General features: G+C 68.3%; 21 protein-coding genes. 7 read left to right on the plus strand and 14 right to left on the minus strand.

The annotated features are described in order from the left end of the window. Positions 1–274 (minus strand): hypothetical protein (locus tag F0L68_RS43975; RefSeq protein WP_223199524.1); only part of this gene is annotated, 274 nt, incomplete at its 3' end. 314 nt (positions 275–588) lie between these two features. Between F0L68_RS43975 and F0L68_RS38615 the strand changes: the two genes are divergently transcribed. After that, on the plus strand, positions 589–2,664 hold the full coding sequence (locus tag F0L68_RS38615; protein WP_149854884.1) for an alpha-L-arabinofuranosidase family protein: 2,076 nt from the start codon (positions 589–591) through the stop codon (positions 2,662–2,664). A gap of 235 nt (positions 2,665–2,899) precedes the next feature. Here the strand turns inward: F0L68_RS38615 and F0L68_RS42900 are convergent, their stop codons facing one another. Beyond that, positions 2,900–3,127, minus strand: coding sequence for a hypothetical protein (locus F0L68_RS42900; RefSeq protein ID WP_188317064.1), 228 nt, complete (start codon positions 3,125–3,127; stop codon positions 2,900–2,902). A gap of 305 nt (positions 3,128–3,432) precedes the next feature. After that, complete coding sequence (locus tag F0L68_RS42905) at positions 3,433–3,582, minus strand: hypothetical protein (protein WP_188317065.1); 150 nt, start codon at positions 3,580–3,582, stop codon at positions 3,433–3,435. A gap of 123 nt (positions 3,583–3,705) precedes the next feature. Between F0L68_RS42905 and F0L68_RS38630 the strand changes: the two genes are divergently transcribed. From F0L68_RS38630 to F0L68_RS38640, 3 genes are all read left to right on the plus strand, one after another. Next, the gene (locus F0L68_RS38630; protein WP_149854886.1) at positions 3,706–4,044 is read left to right on the plus strand and encodes a hypothetical protein; all 339 of its coding nucleotides are present in this window, start codon (positions 3,706–3,708) and stop codon (positions 4,042–4,044) included. A 149-nt stretch (positions 4,045–4,193) separates the two neighbouring features. After that, positions 4,194–5,840 carry an endo-1,4-beta-xylanase gene (locus tag F0L68_RS38635; RefSeq protein WP_149854887.1) on the plus strand — a complete coding sequence of 549 codons (1,647 nt, stop codon included), beginning with the start codon at positions 4,194–4,196 and terminating at the stop codon, positions 5,838–5,840. A gap of 150 nt (positions 5,841–5,990) precedes the next feature. After that, positions 5,991–7,694: an RICIN domain-containing protein gene (locus tag F0L68_RS38640; protein WP_223199525.1), complete on the plus strand. Its 1,704-nt coding sequence runs from the start codon at positions 5,991–5,993 to the stop codon at positions 7,692–7,694. Between the two features lie 498 nt (positions 7,695–8,192). Here the strand turns inward: F0L68_RS38640 and F0L68_RS38645 are convergent, their stop codons facing one another. The 5 genes from F0L68_RS38645 to F0L68_RS38665 are packed head-to-tail and all read right to left on the minus strand — an operon-like array spanning position 8,193 to position 13,757. Continuing rightward, the gene (locus F0L68_RS38645; protein ID WP_149854889.1) at positions 8,193–9,686 is read right to left on the minus strand and encodes an MFS transporter; all 1,494 of its coding nucleotides are present in this window, start codon (positions 9,684–9,686) and stop codon (positions 8,193–8,195) included. Between the two features lie 4 nt (positions 9,687–9,690). Next, entirely contained in the window at positions 9,691–9,951 is a 261-nt protein-coding gene (locus F0L68_RS38650; RefSeq protein ID WP_149854890.1) for an acyl carrier protein, read from the minus strand. Between the two features lie 25 nt (positions 9,952–9,976). After that, complete coding sequence (locus F0L68_RS38655; protein WP_149854891.1) at positions 9,977–11,698, minus strand: fatty acyl-AMP ligase; 1,722 nt, start codon at positions 11,696–11,698, stop codon at positions 9,977–9,979. Then, positions 11,695–12,540 carry a class I SAM-dependent methyltransferase gene (locus F0L68_RS38660; protein ID WP_149854892.1) on the minus strand — a complete coding sequence of 282 codons (846 nt, stop codon included), beginning with the start codon at positions 12,538–12,540 and terminating at the stop codon, positions 11,695–11,697. Before F0L68_RS38660 ends, F0L68_RS38655 begins: the two co-directional genes overlap by 4 nt. Next, on the minus strand, positions 12,540–13,757 hold the full coding sequence (locus tag F0L68_RS38665) for an aminotransferase class I/II-fold pyridoxal phosphate-dependent enzyme (protein ID WP_149854893.1): 1,218 nt from the start codon (positions 13,755–13,757) through the stop codon (positions 12,540–12,542). The genes F0L68_RS38660 and F0L68_RS38665 overlap by 1 nt, the downstream gene beginning before the upstream one ends. Before the next feature lie 213 nt (positions 13,758–13,970). On the opposite strand from F0L68_RS38665, the gene F0L68_RS38670 reads away from it, so the two are divergent. After that, entirely contained in the window at positions 13,971–14,483 is a 513-nt protein-coding gene (locus tag F0L68_RS38670; RefSeq protein WP_149854894.1) for a pyridoxamine 5'-phosphate oxidase family protein, read from the plus strand. Positions 14,484–14,493: 10 nt separating this feature from the next. Then, complete coding sequence (locus F0L68_RS38675; RefSeq protein WP_188317066.1) at positions 14,494–15,549, plus strand: GNAT family N-acetyltransferase; 1,056 nt, start codon at positions 14,494–14,496, stop codon at positions 15,547–15,549. Here the strand turns inward: F0L68_RS38675 and F0L68_RS38680 are convergent. The 3 genes from F0L68_RS38680 to F0L68_RS38690 all read right to left on the minus strand — a co-directional run bounded on the left by F0L68_RS38680 (position 15,546) and on the right by F0L68_RS38690 (position 17,995). Beyond that, the gene (locus tag F0L68_RS38680) at positions 15,546–15,938 is read right to left on the minus strand and encodes a winged helix-turn-helix transcriptional regulator (RefSeq protein ID WP_188317067.1); all 393 of its coding nucleotides are present in this window, start codon (positions 15,936–15,938) and stop codon (positions 15,546–15,548) included. The genes F0L68_RS38675 and F0L68_RS38680 overlap by 4 nt on opposite strands. A 326-nt stretch (positions 15,939–16,264) precedes the next feature. After that, the gene (locus F0L68_RS38685) at positions 16,265–17,035 is read right to left on the minus strand and encodes a GntR family transcriptional regulator (RefSeq protein WP_149854897.1); all 771 of its coding nucleotides are present in this window, start codon (positions 17,033–17,035) and stop codon (positions 16,265–16,267) included. A 312-nt stretch (positions 17,036–17,347) separates the two neighbouring features. Next, positions 17,348–17,995 carry a phosphotransferase gene (locus F0L68_RS38690; RefSeq protein ID WP_223199526.1) on the minus strand — a complete coding sequence of 216 codons (648 nt, stop codon included), beginning with the start codon at positions 17,993–17,995 and terminating at the stop codon, positions 17,348–17,350. 157 nt (positions 17,996–18,152) lie between these two features. On the opposite strand from F0L68_RS38690, the gene F0L68_RS38695 reads away from it, so the two are divergent. Next, positions 18,153–19,373, plus strand: a complete 1,221-nt coding sequence (locus tag F0L68_RS38695) for an MFS transporter (protein WP_223199527.1) — start codon at positions 18,153–18,155, stop codon at positions 19,371–19,373. 60 nt (positions 19,374–19,433) lie between these two features. Here F0L68_RS38695 and F0L68_RS38700 read toward each other — a convergent pair whose 3' ends face one another. From F0L68_RS38700 to F0L68_RS38710, 3 genes are all read right to left on the minus strand, one after another. Then, complete coding sequence (locus tag F0L68_RS38700) at positions 19,434–20,816, minus strand: hypothetical protein (RefSeq protein WP_149854899.1); 1,383 nt, start codon at positions 20,814–20,816, stop codon at positions 19,434–19,436. 112 nt (positions 20,817–20,928) lie between these two features. After that, positions 20,929–22,458, minus strand: a complete 1,530-nt coding sequence (locus F0L68_RS38705) for a nitrilase-related carbon-nitrogen hydrolase (RefSeq protein WP_149854900.1) — start codon at positions 22,456–22,458, stop codon at positions 20,929–20,931. After that, positions 22,442–23,014: a TetR/AcrR family transcriptional regulator gene (locus tag F0L68_RS38710; RefSeq protein WP_149854901.1), complete on the minus strand. Its 573-nt coding sequence runs from the start codon at positions 23,012–23,014 to the stop codon at positions 22,442–22,444. The genes F0L68_RS38705 and F0L68_RS38710 overlap by 17 nt, the downstream gene beginning before the upstream one ends. Positions 23,015–23,136 lie beyond the last annotated feature (122 nt).

Raw genomic sequence — 23,136 nt, forward strand, 5'->3', positions numbered from 1 at the left:
CCCCGCCTGGCTTCTGACCACAGGGTAAGAACAAGGGGCGGGTGGTTCCGTCCCACCTGCCCTCACGGCCAAACAACATCTTCAGGACACTTCTAGGGCCGGAGATCCCAGCCTCACGGTTCGCAGCACCGCTGTCAATCGTCATCGACAACGTTGTCCAGCCGGGCTTGTTCCACGAACCGTGAACATCGAGCGCCTCAGCGGCCTGCCACCCGCCGGCGAAACAACACCGTCCCGGCTGCCGACCGACTTCCAGGATTTCCTGTACCAGCACGGGATCCCTCGGCTGAAGTCCTGGCGGTCTGTCAGCGGCTGACTTCGACGCCAACAACATCACCGACAGAGTCGCGCCTGCCGTCTGCCACGATACATGAAATTTACACGCAGTGGCATTGGCTGACGCCGACTGGATGCGCAGGTGCCGGGCCTTTCGTTTTCGAAACATCACATCTTTCGACTCGGCTCTTGACTGAACCTGGGCTGAGCACTAGTTCATTACCTCGACGAAGTCGTGTCACGCACAAAAACAGCGACCCACGGCCGGAAAAGGGCTTCCTATCGTGGACGCCAGGAGAAAGGGCATGAGCGATGAGTGAGGGCGGCAAAGGACTCACCCGGCGGACGGTCCTTCAGGGCTCTTTGGTGGCTGGCCTGGCGGCGGCGCTGCCAATCAGGGATGCCGCCGCGTCTTCGGGCGTCAGCGCGGTTATCGATATGACGAAGACTGGCGAGCCGATCTCCCCATTCATCTACGGTGCCTTTTCCGAGCACATCCAAGGCTTCATCTACAGCGCACTGTGGGCCGAGGTTCTCAGTGACCGAAAATTCTACTACGCCGTCGACAACCAAGATCCGTCGGTGCGGAAATGGCGGCCTCTCGCGCAGTCCAGAACGGTGACGATGGATTCGACGGCACCGTACGTCGGCGAGCAATCACCGGTTGTGGCGCTTTCTCCGTCAGAGTCGCGCGGGATATGGCAGGCCGGCTTGGCACTCGCCGAGAAGGACTACGTCGGCCGGATCGTCGTGGCCGGCGACCCCGGCGCGCACGTAGTCGTGACACTCTCTTGGGGAAATGGCCAGGGCCAGCGTCTTGTCGTGCCGACCAGAAGGCAGTGGGCTACTGTTCCATTGAGGTTTTCCTGCCAGGCAGGCACCGCGAACGGGCGACTGGAGATCGCGGGTACTGGAACCGGGAGTTTCAAAGTCGGAGCCGTGTCTCTGATGGCTGCCGACAACGTGGCAGGCTTTCGAAAAGACACGATCGGACTGTTTCGAGCGATGAACTCCGGGTTGTGGCGCTTCCCGGGCGGTAACTTCACGTCAGGATACGACTGGAAGGACGCGGTCGGGGATCCCGACAGGCGCCCACCCAAGTGGGACTACGTGTGGAACTACCCGCAGTCCAACGATATCGGTACTGACGAATTTCTGACAATGTGCGGCCTGATCGGAGTGGAGCCCTACCTGTGCGTCAATAGTGGCTTCGGTTCGGCCCGAGAAGCAGCGGAGCTCGTCGAATACGTCAACGGAGACGCGGACAGCCCGATGGGCCGAGCCCGTGTAGCCAATGGACGCCCGAAACCTTACCAGGTCAAATACTGGAACATCGGAAACGAAATGTTCGGGTTCTGGCAGCTAGGATACATGACGCCGTCACAATATATGATCAAGCACACCCTCTTTGCCGAGGCGATGAAGGAGGCCGATCACTCCATCACCCTCATCGCGTCAGGTGCGTTCCCGGCAAGCCTGACGATTCACAGCGAGCCGTTCTACATCGACCCGAACACCCGAAAGATCGTTCAACCCACCCCGGTCATAGTCAAATATGGATCCGAAACCGACTGGAATTACCGGCTGATGAAAAATGCCTGGGGCAATTTCGATATCATCTCCGAACACACGTACGGCGACCCGCGCCGCTACGACCTGACCCTGGGTCAGCGAGTGGATGTCACCGAGTCGGTGCTGGACTCAGTGCGCCGAGGGGCGAACTATATTCACGCGGTCCGCGAGGACTGGGAACTGTACAAGAAGGACTTCCCGCTGGAACGGGACCACATCAAGGTGAGCATCGACGAGTGGGCGTACTTCGCGAGTGGTCTGCGGGGTGTGCTGGCCACGAGCATGATGCTGCATGAGATGTTCAGGAACACCGACTTCATCGTCATAGGCGCCTATACGACGGGAATGAGTTGGCTGTCTTACAGCGGCACTGACTCGACCTACAGCGAACAGGGATTGCTGTTCCTGCTCTACCGGCAGCACTTTGGCACTGTACCGATCGAGATCTCCGGCGACTCGCCGCAGCCCGCACCGAAGTGGCCAGCCGGTGGCGACCAGCCGAGCGTCACATCTGGCAGCCCAACCTACCCACTCGACATGTCAGCCGCATTGACCGGCGACGGCAAGACACTGACCATCGCGGCAATCAACGCAACCGCCGACGCGCAAAGCGTCGACATCAACCTCACCGGCTTCACTCCACGTAGCCCAGGACAACTGTGGCGCCTGACCGGCCCCAGCTTGGACTCGACCAATCAGGTCGGGCAGCCACCGCAAGTTACCATCACCGAGACCAGCTTCGACACCGGCGAAGTCGGGCTGTCAATTGAGCCATACAGCGTCGAACTACGCGCCTACACCAGGCGCTACCGGTAGTTTGTTGACAGCGGAGCGTGGTTGCGGCATCCCTCGAGGTGCGGGGATTTGACGAGCCCGTCAGAGGTGTGCGCCATGACCGCACGTCGTCCGTGTCCACCAGCACCAGGACCGTTGGAGGACTACGCCGCCCGATTCGATGATCTGTTGGGCACGTTGGCCCAACGGCGGGGGTTTCGGGAGTACCTGACCGGGCCGTCGGAGCGCCCTTCCGCGCGGTGGTCGCCGACTGCGCCTACGGCGACCACGACGTCTTCCGTAGCGAGCTGGACACGCACTTGTGCGCGAGGTGGTAATGCCAGGCGCCGATGGCCGGGTTGATCGCCCCGAGCAGGCTGCTGCGTTGGCTGCTCCCCGGGGTCGGCACCAGATGGCGGATCCCGTGCGGGATCCAGCAGGCCCGCACCCGCGCCAGCCAGTCCAGATGGGTCTCATCCTCGGCCAGGACCACTGGGCGACCCACCAAGCCCGCCACTTCCTCTGGCAACGGCCTGCGCCCTGACGTGACCAGCGCCTCCACCGCCGACGGCGCCAAGGCCGAACTGCGGACCTGCGACGGCGCCAGCAACCAACAGTGGACGCTGGGCGGACCCAACCGGCCGCCCGGACAATCTGGCGGTGTGCGGGACGATCGCGTCGGATCGTCCCGCACACCGCCGTTCCACTCAGCCACCGCGCGACGCGACGCTGCGGAGCCTGGATCTGGCCGGCATTACCACTGGCCATTGACTCGAATCCGATTTTGGAGCGGTTCAGCTTGGGGTCTGATCAACGAATACGAACGGGCCGCGCAAAACTGCTGTTCAGCACCGGTGGCAGACTTTTGGAAACCCCACAGGGCTTTTTGCGTTCGCCCAGCGGTGCATCGTCGGCTGCCTCACCGGCGCGGTCAAGGGATGAAAGTTCCATCAGAATCATGTTGTGTCCCAGGGAAACCGCCGGTCAGGCCGACGCCAGGAGACACGTTCTTTCCGGAACCGGTCGCGTGATCCATCATCGAACCATGAGAACAACCACACTGGGCGCAATTGCCGCCTTTCGGTGCGGGCCGCGGCCGACCGGTACGGGTTCATCGTGATCCACCCGTCCGCGACCCGCATCGGCAACTGTTTCGACGCGTCGAGCCCACAGTCGTTGACCCACAACGGAAGCAGTGACCCGGCCGGCACCCTGTCCATGGTCGACCACGTGGAACAGCACAACAACGCCTGGACCCGCACCCGCTACGCGGACGCCCCGGGTAGCACACACGTCGAGGCGTACAGCATCGCCGGGGTCGGGCACAGCCTGCCGCTGTCGGGCACGGCCCGCCTACGCGATCCACTTCTTCGGCCTCGACAGCAGCGGCGGCGGCAACCTGGGCGGCTGTCGGGTCAGTGACGTGATCAGCGCCTGGTCACCATCGGCTTCCAGGCCAGCCAGACCCGCGATGCCGCCACGCTCACCGCGTTCAGGCTCAACGGTGTCGCGAGCACCGTGCGCTGACCGGTAACGACGGACCAATACCGATGTCGACAGAGGAGTCGAACATGCGAGATCCCAGTCTCCGCTCCACCGGCGCCCGAGTGGCCGCCGCACTGGTCGCGCTGGCCGCGTCCACCGGCCTCGTTCTGTCCTGTGCGCCAACGGCCTCCGGCGCCAGCGGAACCCTGGCCCAGCTGGCCGAAGCCAAAGGTCGCTACTTCGGCACCGAACTGACCGGCAACATGATCCACGACTCGACGATCACCACTCTCGCTGCGACACAGTTCGACATGGTGACGCCGGGCAACGAGATGAAGTGGGACACCACCGAACCCTCCAACGGCTCGTACAACTTCGGGCCAGGCGACGGAATCGTGTCGTTCGCGCAGTCGCACAACATTCGGGTGCGCGGCCACAATCTGGTGTGGCACAGCCAGTTACCGGGCTGGGTGAGCGGCCTGCCACAGTCCCAGGTGCGGGGCGTGATGGAGAACCACATCACCACCGAGGCCACGCACTACCGAGGCAAGGTGTACGCGTGGGACGTGGTGAACGAGCCGTTCAACGAGGACGGCTCGCTCCGCCAGGACGTGTTCTACAACGCGATGGGGACGGGTTACATCGCCGACGCGATCCGCACCGCGCACGCCGCCGACCCGAACACGAGACTGTACCTCAACGACTACAACATCGAGGGCGAGAACGCCAAGAGTGACGGCATGTACAACCTGGTCAAGTCGCTGGTGGCGCAGGGCGTGCCGATCGGTGGCGTCGGCCTGGAAAGTCACTTCATCCTCGGCCAGATCCCGTCCACCATGCAGGCCAACATGGCCCGGTTCGCCGCACTGGGCGTGGATGTCGCGGTCACCGAGCTGGACGACCGCATCCAGTTGCCGGCCGGCAGCGCGAGTCTCCAGCAGCAGGGCAGCGACTATGCCGCCGTGGTGAACGACTGCCTTGCCGTGCCCCGTTGCGTCGGGGTGAGCCAGTGGGGCGTCGGTGACGCCGACTCCTGGATTCCCGGTACCTTCTCCGGCTACGGCGCGGCCACCATGTACGACAACAACTACCAGCCCAAGCCGGCGTATTACTCCAGCGCGGACGCACTGGGCAAGGGCGGCGGGGGCACCATCACCGTGGCCAACCCCGGTGCGCAGTCCACTGCCGTGGGTACGGCGGTGAGCGTGCAGGTGACCGCGACCGACTCGACGTCGGGTCAGACGCTCAGCTATTCGGCGACCGGCCTGCCGCCGGGGCTGGCCATCAACGCCGGTACCGGGCTGATCAGCGGCACGCCGACCACGGCCGGCACGTATCCGGTGACCATCACCGTCCAGGACGGTACCGGGGCGTCCGGCTCGGCCAGTCTGACCTGGACGGTCACCGGCGGCGGACCTTCCGGCTGTCACGTCACCTACACCACCAATAACCAGTGGGCGGGCGGATTCGTGGCCAGCATGACCATCACCAACACCGGCACGTCGGCGATCAGTGGCTGGCAGCTCACCTTCACCTTCCCCGGTGACCAACATGTCACCAACGCCTGGAACGCGACGGTGACACAGAACGGCGCGGCGGTCACCGCGACCAACGCCAACTACAACGGCACGATCCCGGCCGGCGGTAACACCACGCTGGGCTTCCAGGGCACCTGGAACAGCAGCGACACCGCACCCACATCGTTCAGTGTGAATGGCGCGGCCTGCAGCTGAGCACGTCACACAGGGAGTGACTCGGTGGTTGGGGCGACATGGCGCCGCCCCAACCCCGGTCCCAGCTACGTCAGGAGTGCGACGATGCACCATCGGACACCTCGCTCCACGTCACCTCGAATGCCGCGACCGGTCCGGATCGCGGCCCTGGTGCTCGCCCTTGCCGGCACCACGATCGGCACCGCCGCCACGGCCGGCAATGCGGCGCCGGCCGCGGCGGCCACCCTTGTGGTTCATGCCAACCAGCCGTTCCGGCCGGTCACCCATGTCGGTTCCGGTGGCCTGTACGGGCTGGATACCGCCAGCGTGCCAGCCGACAACCTCGTGCAAGCGCTGCACCCGAACACGTTCGTGCAGATGGCGCCCGGTGGGCAGCAGTTACCCAACGGCGAACCGGGACCGGGCGGTGACGCCCTTGTTGTTGCACCGGAGGCGGCCAGGGCGGGCGCGCGGGTGGTAGTCCGGATGCCGGACTGGTACCCGAACTTCCCCTACCGGTGGGTGAGCTGGAATGACTGGCTCTCGGCCGTGGACAAGCAGGTCGCCGCCGTCGGGTCGTCCGGGGCGGGCAACATCAGCGCCTGGGAGCCGTGGAACGAACCCGACTGGACCTGGAATACCAATGCCGCGGGATCGTTCGACGCCGGCTGGGCCCGCACCTGTCACGAGGTTCGCTCGAAGGACCAGACCCGTCCGATCCAAGGCCCCAGCCTCTCGCACTTCGACATCAACTGGTTGCGCACCTTCCTTACCGACGCCCGCAACACCGGCACCCTGCCGGATGTCGTGAGCTGGCACGAACTCGGTGGTTCGGCGAGTATCCCGGGGGACGTGGCCGCCCTCCAGTCGTTGGAGGCCGGCCTGGGGATCAGCCCCCGCCCGATCGCGATCGAGGAGTACGCCACCACGGGTGAGGTCGGTGTGCCCGGTTCGCTGGTCGGCTACCTGGCCAAGTTCGAACGTGCCGGCGTGAACAACGCGGAACTGGCGTTCTGGAACCAGTACGGGACGCTCGGCGACACGCTGGTGTCCACCGGTGGCGCCCCCAACGGGGCGTACTGGCTTTATGACTGGTATGGAGCGATGACCGGCAACATGGTCACCACCGTGCCGCCCGGCCCGACCGGTCTGGACGGCGCCGCGTCGGTGAGTGCGGATGGCTCGGGAGTCAGTGTGATCTTCGGCGGTGGTAGCGGGGCGACCGCGGTGACGGTCGATGGTCTGGGTGGCTTGCCCGCGTTGGGTGGCACGGTCAATGTCACGTTGGAGTACACGCCGTCGCCGGGTCGTACCACGCCGGTCTCGGCACCGGTGACGATCTCGCGGAACACCTACCCGGTGGTCAACGGTGCTATCACCGTGCCGGTGTCGATGAGCGCCAGTGACGGTTACCATCTGGTGATCACGCCCGGCGGTGGCTCCACGACCCTGGCGGGGCGCTACCAGATCAGCAACGGCAACAGTGGCCTGGTGCTGGACACGCGCGACGGTGGCACCGGACAGGGCACCGGCGTGGTGCAGTCCACTCAGAATAATAGTGTTACGCAGGTGTGGACGCTGGTCCCCGAGTCCGGTGGCCTGTACCAGATCCAGAACGGGGCCAGTGGCTTGGTACTGGGCATCACCAATGAGAGCACCACCGATGGTGGTACCGCGCTGGTCTGGGGTGACAACGGGACTCCTGATCACCTGTGGCGGTTCGTGCCGACCGGCGGCGGCCAGTACAAGATCGTCAACTACCACAGCGGTCTGCTGCTGGGCGTGACCAACGAGAGCACCGCGTCCGGTGCTCAGGTTCTGCAGTGGGAGGACAACGGCACACCGGATCACCTCTGGGTGCTCACCCCACGCTGATCACGCTGGAGCATCCTGCCGTGCCGGGACCGTACCCGACGCCCCGCGCGTCATCGCCCGGTCCCGGCACGGCAGGCCCGCGCCGCCGGGTTCGCACGGCACCACGCCGAATCAATGTCCGAAGTGGACCGGAAACCCTGACGCATGCGGCCGGGCAGCCGCATCGGCTTGTCGGCCTTCGGCCTTGCGATGGACGGAACGCCGCTGCCCAACGGGCTGCCGGGTACCCGGGGCGCTCAAGTGGCGCACCGGCTGCGAAGGGTGGATCAGCAACCTCAAGCACCGGCTACGAGTGGGACCGCACGCCTGGATGGCATCGGCGGCGCCCGGATCTGGACATACCGGACACGGTGACCTCACGCACGGCCTTGTGAAGATCACCGCGCTAGAGGCGGCCTGCACCGCCTGAACGCAGCCCCGCAAGGACATTCTGGCCCCGAGCCGGGTAAGCCTCGATACCCACTGTTCTCCCCGAACAACCTCTTCAGGTCAAAGCAATTAGCTTTCCGAATGCTGTCCCCGGTCACCGCGGAGCAACACCAGCGTCGCCACCGCCGCCACGGCGAGGCACACCGCTGACGCGACAGCACCGGCGTGCATACCCTCCACAAAGGACTGTCGCGCCGCGCGCAGCACCATCTCGCCAGGGCCTGGGGGCAGCCTCCCCGCCTCCTCCACGGCGGCTCCCAGCGAGTCCCGGGCCGCCTCGGGCGCGCCGGCCGGCAGCACGAGCCCGGCCCGGTAGCCGACGGTGATCACCGAGCCCAGCAGGGCGATCCCCAACGCGGCCCCCAGCTCGAACCCGGTCTCCTCGACCGACGACGCCGCGCCCGCCTTCTCCTTGACGACGCTGGACAACATGATGTCGGCGGTCAGGGTGAACGCCACGCTCGTCCCGCAGCCCGCCAGCAGCAACGCCCCTGCGACCAGCGGGTATCCCCCGGCCATCCCGGCCCCCAGCATGCCGGTCATCGCCAGGGCTGCCAGTCCCAGCGCGGCCCCGACCGCGGGCCCCGCACCCCAGCGGCGGGCCAACGGCCCGGCGACCAGCCCGCCCACCACAGCACCGACGGTCAGCGGCAACTCGGCCACCCCCGCCAGCAGCGGCCGGAACCCGCGCACCAACTGGAAGTACTGGGACACGAAGAAGACCACCCCCGACAGCCCCAACACCGCCAGCAGGTCGGCCAGGAGCGCGCCGCCGAACCGGCTACCTCGGAACAGCCTGACGTCGATCAGCGGCACCGACAGCCGCAACTGCCTGCGCACGAACGCCGCGAGCCCCGCGACGCCGACCAGCCCGGCGGCCGCGACCGTCGGCCAGCCGCCGCCGACTGCTGCCCGCTTCGCCGCAAACACCGCCCCGACCACGCCGACCAGCGACAGCCCGACGCTGGCCGGATCCAGCGGGCCGGGCCGCGGATCCCGGGACTCCGGCAGGGTCACCGAGCCGACCGCCACCAACACCACCATCACCGGCACGTTGATCAGGAACACCGACCCCCACCAGAAGTGCTCCAGCAGCACCCCGCCCAGGATCGGCCCGGCCGCCACTCCGGCGGCCGAGGCCGCGCCCCACAGCCCGATCGCGGCCGTGCGCTCCCTCGGGTCGGCGAACAGGTTCCTGATGATCGACAACGTGGACGGCATCAGGGTCGCCCCCGCCACGCCCAACAGCGCCCGCGACGCGATCAGCATCCCCGCGTCGCGCGAGTAGGCCACGAGCACCGACAGCACGCCGAACGCCACCGCCCCGGACAGCAGCAGCCGCTTGCGGCCGATCCGATCGCCGAGCGTGCCCATCGTGACCAGCAGGCCCGCCAGCACGAACGAGTAGCTGTCGCCGATCCACAGCAGTTCGTCGGCGGTCGGCGCCAGATCCCTGCTGAGAAAGGGAACCGCGAGCCCGAGCACGCTGTTGTCGACCGCCACCAGCAGCACCGCGGCGGTCAGGGTGGCCAGCGCGACCCAGCGGGACGGCGCGGTGGCCACTCGGTTACCCGCCCACCTGGTCGACCAGGTGGGCGGCCAGCGCGTCGATCGTCGGCCGCTCCCACAGGTCCGCCGCCTCCACGGCGATGCCGAACTCGTCCTCGATGTCGCCGCTGACACCCATCGCGTACACCGAGTCGAGCCCGTAGTCCGCCAACGGCACGTCCGGCCGAATCCTCGCCGGATCCCGATCGAGGTGGTAGGCGACCCGGTCGATCAGCCAGGCCCGTACCTCGTCCGAGGTCATCGTCATGTCCCCGCGCATGTCGTCCTTCCCTGACGGTGTCGTGTCAGCTCTGCCTGACCAGGGCGCGCACCGACGGAACCACGTCCTCGTGGACCGCGTCGAGAGCGCCGGCCAGGAACAGCTCGCGCATCGCGAGCCGCTGGATCTTGCCGCTGGTGGTGCGGCGCACCGCACCCGGCCGCAGCAGCACCACCCCGGCGATGTGCACGCCGAACGCGCTGCCCAGTGCCTGCCGGATCCGGCCCGCGATCGCGCCGAGGTCGGTGCCCTCGCGCGTCGCGCGGATCTCGTGGGCCACCACGATCTCGTCGTCGGGCGCGGACACCGCGAACACCGCGCCGGGGTTGCCCGCGAGCCCCTCGTGCAGCAGCCGCACCTCGTGCTCCAGGTCCTGAGGGAACAGGTTGCGGCCGTGCACGACCAGCATCTCCTTGTACCGTCCGGTGATGTACAGCTCGCCGTCGACCAGCACGCCGGCGTCACCGGTCCGCAGGTAGCCGCCGTCGCCGTCCAGGGCGGTCGCCTCGAACACCTCCGCCGACAACGCCGCGCGCCGCCAGTAGCCGCGCGCCACGCTCGGGCCGCGCAGCCAGATCTCGCCGACCCGCCCCTCGGGCAGTGCCTCGGCGGTGTCGGGGTCGACAATCCGCACGTCGAAGCCACGTGGCCGTCCGCAGCTGACCAGGTCGCGTCCGTCACCCGACACCGGCCGGAACTCGCCGTGCGCCAACGACTCCGCGTCCACCCGGCGCACCACCGGCTCGCGGCGCGACTCGCCCGACACGTACAGCGTCGCCTCGGCCATGCCGTAGCTCGGCGAGATCGCGTCGGCGCGGAAGCCCGCTGCGGCGAAGCGGTCCACGAACGCGGCCAGCGTCGGCGCGTGCACCGGCTCCGACCCGTTGACCGCGCTGATCCAGCCGGACAGGTCCAGCCCGTCCAGTTGCGTGTCGGTGACCCGCCTGCGGCACAGGTCGAACGCGAAGTTCGGCGCCGGCGACGCGGACAGGCGGTGGCGGTCGATCATGCGCAGCCACTCGTGCGGCCGTCGGACGAACGTGCCCGGCTCCATCAGCGCGGTGGTGCCGCCGATGAGCAGCGGCGTGATCACCTGGCCGATCAGCCCCATGTCGTGAAACAACGGCAGCCAGCCGCCGAAGTTGTCGTGCGCGTTCCAACCACCGGACGCGGCCGTCAGTTCGGCGTTGTGGATCAGGTTGCCGTGACTGACCATCACACCCTTGGCGTCGCTGGTGGATCCGGAGGTGTACTGCAACAGCACCACCGTGTCGGGGTCTGCCGGCTGCGCGAACCAGTCACCCGACCCGCCGAGGCCGGCCGTGTCGGTCACCGAATGCGCGAGGTCAAGGCCCTCCTCCTCGGCCCATTCCCGCACGGCGGACACCTGCGCGGTCGAGGTGAGCACGGTCGCCACACCCGCGTCGTTCGCGATCGCCCGTAACCGCCGGCGTTCCTGCTGGAACCGGCCGGGCAGGGGCGTGGGAACCGCGATCATGCCGGCGTACACGCAGCCGAAGAACGCCGTCACGAACTCGAGCCCCGTGCTGCCGGGCAGCAGGATCCGGTCGCCGGGTCGACCGTGCGCCCGTAACCACGAGGCGATCCGTCCTGCGTGCTGGTCAAGTTGGCGGTAGGTCACCGCTTCCTCGTGCTGCTCCCGGACGAATACCACGGCGTCTTTGTCGGGCATGGTCGCCGCGTGCGCGCGCAGTCGGTCGACGACGGTCTCCCCTGGTCCCTTCATCTCGTGCCTCCCTCACTCGCGGTGGATTCCCGGATCCTCAGCGACGCCGTGCACAGCAGGACACTGCCCAGGCTGACCTGGTCGTCGATGCCGAGCCCGTGCCGGCCGGCCAGCGCGGCGATCCGCGCCGACGACACAGCGGGCGCGAACGTGCCGTCCAGCTCGTTGAGCCGCTGGTACAGCCGCGAGCGTGCGGGGCCGTCGCTGGTCAGGGTGCTGAGCACGAGTCGGCCGTCGGGGCGCAGGCAGCGCCTCAGCTCGGCGAACACCGCATCCTTGTCGTGGAAGCAGTGCAGTCCGAACAGCGACACGATCGTCCGCAGCTGCCCGTCCCGCACCGGGAGCGCGCACGCGTCCGCGCGCACCAGCACGTGCCCGGTCCCGTCGAGCCTGCGGGCCAGCTTGTCGAGCATCGCTCTGGACAGGTCCACGAAGATCCACGGGCCGGCGTCGTAGGCCCTGGTCCTGCCGTGGAACGGCAGGCTGCCGCAGGGCACCTCCAGGCGCGGACCGTCGCCGCACTCGTCCAGCCGGGCGACGGTCTCGCGGTAGTAGCGCCGCACGTCGAGCCCGAGCAGCCAGGAGTCCAGGCGCTGGCGCGCGGGACTGCTCATCACCCACCCGTAGAAGGCGGCCCAGAATCCCTCGTAGGGCCGGTCTCCGGCGGCGCCGACGTCGCCGGGAGCGGCCATGTCGAGCACGCCGCCGACGTAGGGATACCGGCGCGCGCAGGCGCCGCAGACCAGGCCGTCGGCCTCGGTCCGCCAGCGCGTCTGTGCGCAGCCTGGGCAACGCAGGTACTGCGCGACCTCGGTCAGCGCGTCGCCTGGTCGTGGTGTCATCAGAAGCCGAACCTGCCCTTCAGCTCGGTGAGCACGGACACGAAACCGTCGATGTGCTCCTGGGTGTGGCCGGCGTTGAGGATCAGGCGCAGCAGCGCGGAACCGTGCGGCACGGCCGGGTAGTGGAAGACCGGGACCAGGTAGCCGCGGGTCAGGAACTCGTGGTGCAGCCGGGTCGCGACCTCGTCGTCGTTCACGGGGACGGACATGATGTAGGACTCGGTGTCGTGCGGCGCGCAGCCCGCGTCGGCGAGGTGGCGGCCGAAGTCTGCGACCCGGTCCAGGTATCTGTCCACAATGGAGTCTTCGCCGTGCAGCATCCGCATCACCCGCGCCGCGGCGTAGGCGGTGGGCGGCTGCATCGCCGCGGTGAACATCGACGTCCCCGACAGCACCTCGAACGCCCGGATCGGGTCGGCCGGCCCGGCAATCGCCCCGCCCTCCAGGCCGACGGCCTTGGAGAAGGACACCATGACGAAGTCCGCCCGGCGCATCGCCGCGAACTCCTCGGCGAACGGCCGGTGCCCCGGCCCGTAGATCAGGAACCCGTTGGCGTCGTCCACGAAGCTGACCGCGCCGTGCCGCTCGCAGACCTCCAGCAACGCGCCGATCGGTGCGACACCCCCGTCGGCGGAGTACACGCTCTCGAACACCACGACCGTCTTGCGGCCCTCCAGCCGGGACAGCACCAGGTCCAGACTCTCGGGATCGTTGTGCCGGAAGGGAAACAACCGGCGACCGCCGGGCAGCGCCTCCGCTGCCTTCCACAGGCTCCAGTGGCTGTCGCGGTCCAGCACGAACACGGCGTCGGAGTTGTGCACCTCCCAGCCCTCACGCAGCCGGACCGTGGTCGACATGGCGTGCACGAAACCAATGTTGGCCAGCAGGCCGCTGGCGAAGCTGATGGCCCGCTCCCGTCCGGTGATCCGGCACAGCTCGCGTTCCATCTCCAGGTGGGTCCGCGCGATGCCCTGGGTCATCCGGGATCCGCCGGTGACCAGACCGTACTCGTCCACGCCGGTCAGGAAGTGCCCGCGCACCACGGGATCCGCGTGCAGGTTCAGGAAGTTGATGCTGGCGAAGTTGACCAGCTTCTGGCCGTCCTGCACGATCGTCGGCCCCACCGGCCCGTCCAACACCGGCGGGTCGAACAGGCCCGAGGCAGCCGAGTTCCGGCTGAAGTCGTCGAACGACCATTTCTCTTGGAGTGCAGTCACTGTCGCTCTCTCCGATAGTTCGCCACGTTGTCGACGCGGCGGCTATTCGAGTGTCAACTCGCCGCACAGACGCGGTCAAGGCCGTTCTTCCAGGTACGTACGCCGCTGATAGGCAGTGCCAGGTAACCGTCCCCGCCGAACGCACTTCTGTTTACGTGCAACGAAGTTCGTACCGCGGTGACAGCGTGTTGACAGCGCTCCTAGCCTGAGTTCATGGGCCTTTCAGAAGCCACTGGACGCGCAATCGAAATTCTCCGTGCAAACCGCTACACGGCACTGGCGACACAGGACGCCGGAGGACCGTGGGTCGCGGTCGTCGGCCACATCGCGATGGCGCCCGACAAGCTGTACTTCGTGTCGCGGCACGTGTCCCGGCACGGCACCGCGGTGCGCGCCGAGCCAAGGGTGGCCGGCGTGATCTACGACTCCACGGTCGAGCTGGACAAGGCCGACGGCATCCAGTTCGCCGGCCTGTGCCGGGAGACCGAGGCGAACGACGCTCTGCTGCGGCGGTTCCTGGACCGCGCCGCCGACCAGTTGGCCGACTCCGTCGAGGAGGAACTGGCCGCGTTCCACGCCAACGACGAGTTCCGGCTCTACGAGATCACCGTGACGACGGCCTATGTGCTCGACCAGCAGGCGTGGGCCGAGGAGGGCATCGACAGCCGCGAGGACGTCGACGTGGCGACGCTGTTCGCCGCGGTCGAGTCGGACTTCGCCGCCTGAGGAGGACGCGATGACCGCAGTTGGGGCCGGTGTGTCGATCCAGGTGTCCGCGCACCTCGCGGTGTCGGACGAGGACTGGTCGGGGCTGCGGTTTCCCGAGCAGCCGGGCGGCGTGGACTACCTGCGCGCGATTGCCGAGACCGTCAAAGACAGCGAGTTCCACTATTTCCTGGCGTGGCGCGATGGCCGGCTCATCGGTGCGGCGTACGGATTCCTGTTCCGATACCCGGTCATCGGACCGCTGCGCGTCCCGCTGTTCGTCGGCGGCTCGCCGGTCAACGTCGGCTCGCCGTTCTACTTCGTGTCGCCGGAGGCGGCCGTCGACGCGCTGCCGGGACTGCTCGAGGCGATGGCCGCGACGGCGTCCCGGTTGCGCGCCGCGCTGCTGGTCGTGCGCGACCTGTGGGAGCCGGACGAGCACGCCGTCGGCGGCCCCGAGCTGCTGCGTCGCGGGTTCCGCCGGGTGCCCATGTACGTCGACGCCCTGCTTCCGTTGACCTGGACCGACTTCGACGGCTATCTGGCGAGCCTGCCCTCCGCGCGGCGCAAGGACATGCGCAGGGACGCAAGGCGGTTCACCCGCGACGGCTACCGGGTCGAGGTCGCAAGCACTCCCCTGGGCCGCACCACCGTGGCGACGATGCACGCGTTGTGGCGGGCGCTCTACGAGAAGTACCGCGACCGCGACCAGGTCTGGCTCACCGAGGACTACTTCGACCGCGTCTCCGCGCTGCCACAGAGCACCGTGCTGCTGGCGCTGCGCGACGACGAGCTGATCGGCTTCGACCTGCTGCTGCGCCGGGGCGAGGTCCTCGAGTCCGTGTACAGCGGTGTGGATCAGGGCCGGGTCGGCGGCACACCGGTGCACCGCCACCTCGGCCACGAGATCATCCGCCTGGCGATCGAGCGCGGTCTCGGCGCGGTGGACTTCGGAATCTCCAATGAGGACGCCAAGGCGCGAATGGGTTGTGAGTTGCGGGTGGCCAGGGCGTATGTGCGCCCGTTGTCGCGGCTGGCTCGGCTGCTGCGCTTGGGCCGGCTGGTGTTCCCCGACCAGGCCCTCTAGCTCGCGGCACGTCGCTGCCGCGCCTCTTCGATGAGTTCGTTGTAGTACTCCGCCCACTTGGCCGCCGAGGCCATGGCGGTGAGTAGTTCCTTGGCCGGCTCGGTCAGCGAGTAGCGGACCGAGCGCGGCAGTCTGCTGCGGGTCTCGACGCGTTCGACGAGACCGTCGCGCACCAGCCGCCGCAACGTTCTCGTCAGCGTGGTCTCGTGCAGGACTCGGTCGGCGCCCGACGAACCCGAGCTGCTCAGCTGGCGACTGATCACCGTGAGAATCTCGGTGTAGTGCAACGACTGGTCCTGTAATGCCGCCAACACGGCGGACACCCATTCGCCGTCGAGCAGTCGAACGACATCATAAATTCCAGGCCACAACGGAAAATCCGTCGTCATGAAGTCACTCCAGGATGCTGCATGAGAGGTACGCAGGTTCTGGCAGGACAGGTATGTGGATCCGGGTTCGACCACCGTGCGGCCCTGGCGCGCCGCATCATCCCCCCGGTCACGATCCGGCAAATTTGCCCCCGGCCCATAGTGCATGCAGTTGTCAACGTCGTCAAGAGCGCTCTCATCGTGGTGAGGTCACGGTAAGTTTTCCAACATCAGGCAACACTTCTAGTGATCCGACCAGTGCACAAGACCTGCAACCCAGCGAAGTGCACACACTTTTCCAAAACCCGAGCTCACCGACGATTTCCCATTCGAGGGGAATTCTTCGATCACGACGCTTCGCCGAGGCAGCCCCGCTTCGGGCTCTCACCGGTCACCATCCGCACGGCCGCTTCCACCGCTAGGGTCTCGCGCCCCGGCGCGATCTCGCACAGCACCCGACGGGCCGTGCCGGCCAGGTGCTCGGCGACGATCTTCACCGCCGTCCGCGCATCACCCTCACGCACCGCCTGCAGGATCACGACGTGCTCGCGGTGCCGGACCTCGAAGTCAGCGTGAAACCTGGCGTGCAGCAGGCGGACGTAGCGCTCGCTCTGCTCCGCGTACGAGCTGATGGTGCGGGCCACGGTCGCGCCACACCCACCGACCATCCGCCGGTGAAAGCGGCGATGCGCCACCGCCCAGCCGGCCAGGTCGTTCGACCGGTAGGTGCGCTCCATCTCCCGCAGCGCCGAGGCGGCGTCACGACACTCCACCGGCCCGAGCCGGCCGGCGGTCAACCGCACACCCAGCCCCTCCAACGCGATGCGCGCGGCGTAGAGCAGCTCGATCTCCTCGGGCACCAGGCCGATCACCTGGCTACGCTGGTTGGGCTCGGCGGAGAGCAGCCCCTCCTCCTGGAGCATGCGAAACGCCTCGCGCATCGGCGTTCTGCTCACCGCGAACAGGCGCGCCAGCTCGGCCTGCTTGAGCACGGTGCCCTCGGGGATCACGCCGGTGATGATCAAGTCGCGCAGGTGGGCGTGCACTTCGACGGTGGTCTGCCTCGGGTCGCTGATGCGCAGGCTTGTCTTCCCCGCCAGCAGCTCGAACACCGACACGCTTCACCTGCCTGTCCGCCCAGTACATGCGCCGTCGAAAGCCGTTCGTGCGGCCCAGTTTATCCGGGCACAACGCCACTGCGGCGAGTTGTCCAGAAAAGTCCGTTACATGCGAATGAGTTGATCACCAAGGATCGCGGCCTACCCTTGCCACGCAGGGCTTTCCGCCTCGATCGCCACGACCCATAGGGCGGTGGCGAGGCGGGCGCATCAAGTCCTCGATGTCGATCAGGACGGGGTGCCCGTCGGCATCGACCAGGACGTGGTCGGGTCCGAGTTCTCCGTGGATCAGTCCGTCCTTCGTGCGAGGGCTCACCCGATCGGCCACTCCTGTAGACGGTCGCGCAATGCGGTGCCGGCTGCCGCGATGCGCCCGTCGTGCCCCGCCGCCTCCTCAAGGTCCCGCAGGGCGCGGTCGAGAACTCGTCGCCCGCACGAGACCTCGGACGCGGATCCGCCCCGCTCCAGCAGATCTACCCTGCCGTAGTGCTGGCCCTGGTGTCGGTGCATCACCTCAAGCGTCTCGGCAAGGCCGCCAAGGGCTTTCGCGGCGCGCGTGGGATCGGTTTCGAAGAGTGCTTCGAGCGTGCCGCCGGAGACGTCCTCGACCACGGCGACGTCCGCCGGATAGCGGCGCCGGCTGTCATCCGCCAGGTGTATCCGCGGAACCCGTACCCCGAGGCTGTCCAAGCTGCGCTGCGCGGTCAGGAACGGGACCAGCCCGGAGGCGGGCGCGAACGGGTCAGCCGGGTCGGCCTCTCGCGCGCCTGGCCAGAAGTTCTCAGCTTCGGCCCAGCTGTAGACGATCACGCTGGCCGTGCGGGTTCCATCAAGGCGGACCCGGTACACCCCCTTCTTGCTCCCACCGCGCAACCGGTCCACCGTGACTACGCGGCATCCCGCTCCCAGCGCGTCACGCACAAGCCCCGACAGGTCTTCGATGTCCGCGAATTGCCGCATCCGCAGAACCTACTGAAGCCGACACCGCGCGTGCCGCCGGACAACTTCCGCGGCCTCCAACCACCCGCGAACGGCACACGCCCGGGACGCCCTCCCAGTGCTTGCGCCTTTTACCGAAAGGATGGGCAGCCTCAATCCACGCTGCGATCCTCCAAGCGTGACAGGTACCGTCTCACCCGTCCTACGGCCGCCCTTCCGAGGATTCCTCGCCGCTCGCTTCGTCTCCCTGCTCGGCACCTCGATGTCGTCGGTCGCCCTGGCGCTCGGGATTCTCGACGCCTCGGGCAAGGCCGGCGACCTCGGGATCGTGCTTGCCGCCAACATCGGGCCCCAGCTCGTTCTCCTCCTCGTCGGCGGGGCCATCGCGGACCGGTTCTCCCGCCGCACGCTGCTCGTCGTCGCCAACCTCGGATCGGGCGTGACACAGGCAGGTGTCGCGCTCCTCCTGCTCACCGGCACCTTCAACCTGTTCCTTGTCTCGTGTCTCGCGCTCCTCAACGGCGCGCTGGAGGCGTTTGCCTCGCCCGCCCTGCGCGGCATCGTGCCCGACCTTGTCCCGCCGACCGGTCTGCAACGAGCCAACTCGGCACTCTCGTTGAGCCGAAACGTCACCCGCATCGCCGGCCCGGTCCTCGCCGGAGCAATCGCCGCCGCCTCCAACGGCGCCTGGGCCGTCGCCGCAGACGCCCTGAGCTTCCTCATCGCCGCCGCGTTCCTCGCCCGACTTCCCTCCGCCACACCGGTCACCGGCGCCCGGGGCAGCCTCCTGCCCGACATCCGGGAGGGCTGGCGCGAATTCCGATCGACGCCATGGATATGGACCATGGCGAGTTCCTACTTCCTGATCAACCTGGTGAACGTCGGGCCATGGCAGGTGCTCGGCCCGACGCTCACCAAGCAGCACAGCGGCGACGCCGCGTGGGGCATCGTGCTCAGCGTCCGCGCCGTCGGCCTGCTGGCGATGAGCCTGCTCATGTATCGACTCGTGCTACGGCGACCGCTGCGCGCGGGAGCTGTGGCCGCAGCCGTCGGCGCCACCCCACTCATTGCCCTCGGCACCGGCGCCAGTCTGCCGGTGCTGCTGGTGTGCACCTTCGTCGGCGCGATGGGATTCACCGTCGCGGGCATCACCTGGGACACCACGCTCCAGCAGAACGTTCCCCGCGACATGCTGTCCAGGGTGTCCTCCTATGACGATCTGCTGTCCTTCGGCTCAATCCCCCTTGGGCTATTGCTAATCGGACCCGCCGCGAACACGTGGGGCGCCGAACCCGTCGCCCTGATCGGCGGCGTGGCATTCGTTGTCGTGGCCCTGGTGCCGCTTCTCGTACGCCCCGTCAGGGAACTCCGCGCGGTGACCCCGGAAGAGGTCAGGTGAGCGTCCAGCGGCCGCCGCATCACCGTCGACCACTGAATCGCCCACTGAACCCGGCGCCCGCTACCGCGTGACCACCAGCGCCGCGCTGGTCGCCAGCACGGACACCACGACCTTCGTGCCCGACACGGCCACCGGTCGCGGCGTCGGCGTGAACGCGCCGCTCGCGCCGACCCCGGAACCGGCGATCGTGATGGCGGTGGAGGTCAGCGACGGCGCGGTCAGGACGTACTCGCTCGCCGCGGCCGCCGACGCGGGCAGCGTGACCGTCGCGGTGATCGGCTCGGCGCCCTTGTTGGTCACGAACACGTTGGCGCCCACCGCCCACGCCGTGACACCCGAACCGCCGCTGACCGACGCGGCGTGCAGGGCACCCGCACCGGCCAGCGACCACAGCAGCTCGCCGTAGTAGACGCCCTGCACGCCGGTCGGCATCAGGCCCGAGAACGCGATCGGCGAGTAGGCCAGCGGGAACTGCGTCGACGTGCCGCCGTGGAAGTTCACGCCGGACCCGCGGTGCGCCGCGACGCCGGCCAGGAACTCCAGCGACCACAGCGACGCGGCCTCCACGTCGCTCACGCCGGCCGCGCCGCCGTGGTAGTAGGAGTTCGCCTCGGTCATCCGCCACTGCGCGATCCCGTCGGCGGACTGGGCCTTGCCCATCGCGGCCTCCGCGTCGGGCAGCCGCCCCGACGTGTTCGACGCGAGCATCCCGTCGATCGTCGCGGTGGTGTTCTTGCCGATGTAGAGATGTGTCGACAGGTCCGTCAGAGCGTTGTTCTTCTCGTGCGCGCCGAACGCGCTCACCCAGCTCGTCGAGTCGCCCTGGCCGGGGCCGTCGAACACCGCTCCGGGCACCTGCGCCCTGATCGCGGCGACGTAGGAGTTGTAGGAGGTCTCGTAGGCGCTCTCGGTGCGGTAGAAGTTCGGCTCGTTGCCGACCTCGAACCCCAGCAGGCTGCCGCCGAGCGCCGCCGCCGCGAACCGCGCCTCGGCGGCGGCGTTGGCCGGGGTGTTCGTCTTGAGGTTGATGCCGTAGAGCACCTTCCAGCCCGTGGCGCGGACGAACGCGGCCAGCTTCGTCACGTCCGCCGGGGCGATCTCGCCCGAGGACCCGCCGGTGCCCGCGCCGTTCCAGTTGACGATGTCGACGAGGTTGCCACCGATGCGCAGCACGCTGGGGCCGAGCAACCGGAACAGGTGCACCAGGTTCGTGTCGCCCGCGTCGAACATGCCGGCGCCGACGCGGTCCTTCTCGTAGCTGAAGCCCGCGAACCCGGCGCCGACGTGGCCGCTGCTCGCCGCGCTCACCGAGATGGCCACGGGGACGGCGGCGCCGGGCGGGGTCGGTTCCGCCGAAGCGGCACCGCCCTCGGCGGTGACGGACGCGAACACGGACACGGCTGCGAGCGCGGCGAGAACGCCCCTCAGCGCGGATTTCCTCATGCTGCCAACCTCTCCACGACCGATGCGAGGGCTCCGGTTCACGCGGCGGTGCTGGCGACAATAGGTCCGACGTCTCCCGACTGTAAAGGGCCTCCCGGGTCACACCGTTGGGTCACACAGTTGACGTGGACCGGCGATACATCCCATGACTCGCGGGGGTGGATTCCGGCTTCCGCGCGGCACGCCTGCTGGCGAGGACGACCGCAAGGGCCGTGACCGCGAGGCACAGCCACGCGAACCACTCGCCCCACCGCGAGTAGAGCGTGCCGGCGCCGTCCCCGACCGGCACCGTCACGGTGAGCGTGTTCACCGGCGACGACGTGTCCGCCAGCGTCTGCCCGAGCACCCGGCCGTTCGGGTCCGTCACCGTCAGATACCCCTGCCGCGCGGCGCGCACCACCGCGAACCCGTTCTCCACGCCCCGCATCGACTGCACCCGGCTCTGCGACCACGCGTCCACGTCGAAGTCCCACGCCGGCACCGCCAGCAGACCGGCGCCCAACCGCCCGTACTCGCGCCCCAGCGACGGATGCCCCATATCGGCGCAGATCGCCAGGCCCACCCGGCCCGACAACCCCGGCGCGAACGCCGACCCCGCACCGGGGACGATCCCGCCCTCGCCACCGGCCATCAGGTGCTGCTTGCGGTACCGCACCGGCGACCCGCCATCGGCTGGGAAGGCCAACGAGGTGTTGTAGTCGACGCCGTCGGTGCGCATCCTCAGCCCCACCACCACGACCACGCCGCGCGCCTTGGCCAACCGGCTGAAGGACGCCTCCATCCCTGGCAGCGTGCCGTCGTCGGCCGCGAGGTCCTTCTCCGGGAACACCACCAACCGCGTCCCGTCATCCGGCATGGACTCCAGCCAGGCCAGATCGGCGTCGAGCAGCCGACGCCCCTCGGCGGTGCCGATGTCGAGCGGATCCCGCTCCGACTTGTGCGCCGCCACCAACGTCACCCGCAGCGACACCGCACTCGACCCCGACAACCGGACGGCGCCGTAACCCAACGCCAGGCCCAGGACCACCGCGACGACGCCGGCGACCCGCCACCGCGCCGCCGCACCGGCCGAGGGAGCCAACACCGCGGCGACCGCGGCCGGCACCGCCACCACCAGGAAGCTGATCCCCCACACACCGGTGGCCGACCCCACCTGCACCAGCAACGGCACATCGGCCTGCGTGGTCGCCAGACTCCAGTTCGCGCCACTCGGCGTGGCCACGGACATCAGGTACTCCGCGCCGGCCCACGCGGCGGCGACCGCCACCACGGCCAGCACCGGACGCCCCCGCAGGACCAGCGCCCGGAACAACAACACCGCCAGGCAGAAGATCGCCGGCGTCACCACGAAGAACCCCAACCACAACGGCACCGGCAGGCCCAGCACGGCGACGTAGTAGCGCGCCATGGTCAGGCCGCCGAGCAGATAGCCGAGAAACGCCGTCCCGGCTGCCCACCGCGCGGACAGCCTCGGCGCGGCCAGCAGCACCGGCAGCGCCGCCAACCACGTCAGCCACCCCACCGGGTGCAGACCTGTGCCGAAGTAGAACAACACCGCCGAAGCCAGCGCGGCCGCCGCCGCGAGCACCACGACCCCGCCCGGCCGGGCCGGCACGCCGACCCCCTCACGTCCTGATGCCATCGAGCACCCTCCCCAGTCCGGCTCGGCACAGCGCACGGAAGTCCTGTTCCGCCAGGCTGATCCGGCCCGCGTGATAGAGCTGCACGAGGCCGTGCAGCAGGGTCGTCGTCATCAGCGCGACCTCCCAGACGTCGTGCTCCCGGAACACACCCGCCCGCACACCGTCGCGCAGCGCGTCCGCGACGATGGTCATCGTCGGCGACGCGCCCGCCCGCATGTCCTCGGGATAGCGCCGCGCGTCCGCCCTCGGCTCGGTGAACAGGAACGTGTACAGCCGGGGCTGTTCCAACGCGAAGTCCAGATAGGCGTCCAGGGCTCGCCCGAGCCGCGAACCAGGCCCCTGCAACGTCCCGGCCCACCGCTCGGCCAGCTCGGCGAAGGCGGTCGAGGCGATGGCCTCCAGGAGCGCCTCCCGGTTCGGGTAGTGCCGGTAGATCGCCATCGGCGTGATGCCGACCTCGGCGGCCACCCGCCGCATGCTCACCGCGTCGGTGCCCTCGGCGACCAGGATGCCGCGCGCCGCCTCAGCGATTCGACCGGCTGTCGACGAACTCATGTCTACACCGTACACGTCGCGAGTCTACGGCGTATACGTGGAGTTCCGAGCCGGTCGACGCAGTAACTCCTTACGTCATAAGGTATCGTCGTTCGGGCATCCCCTTACGGCCTAAGGATTCA

The organism is Solihabitans fulvus (assembly GCF_008386585.1).
GTDB classification, from domain to species: domain Bacteria; phylum Actinomycetota; class Actinomycetes; order Mycobacteriales; family Pseudonocardiaceae; genus Solihabitans; species Solihabitans fulvus.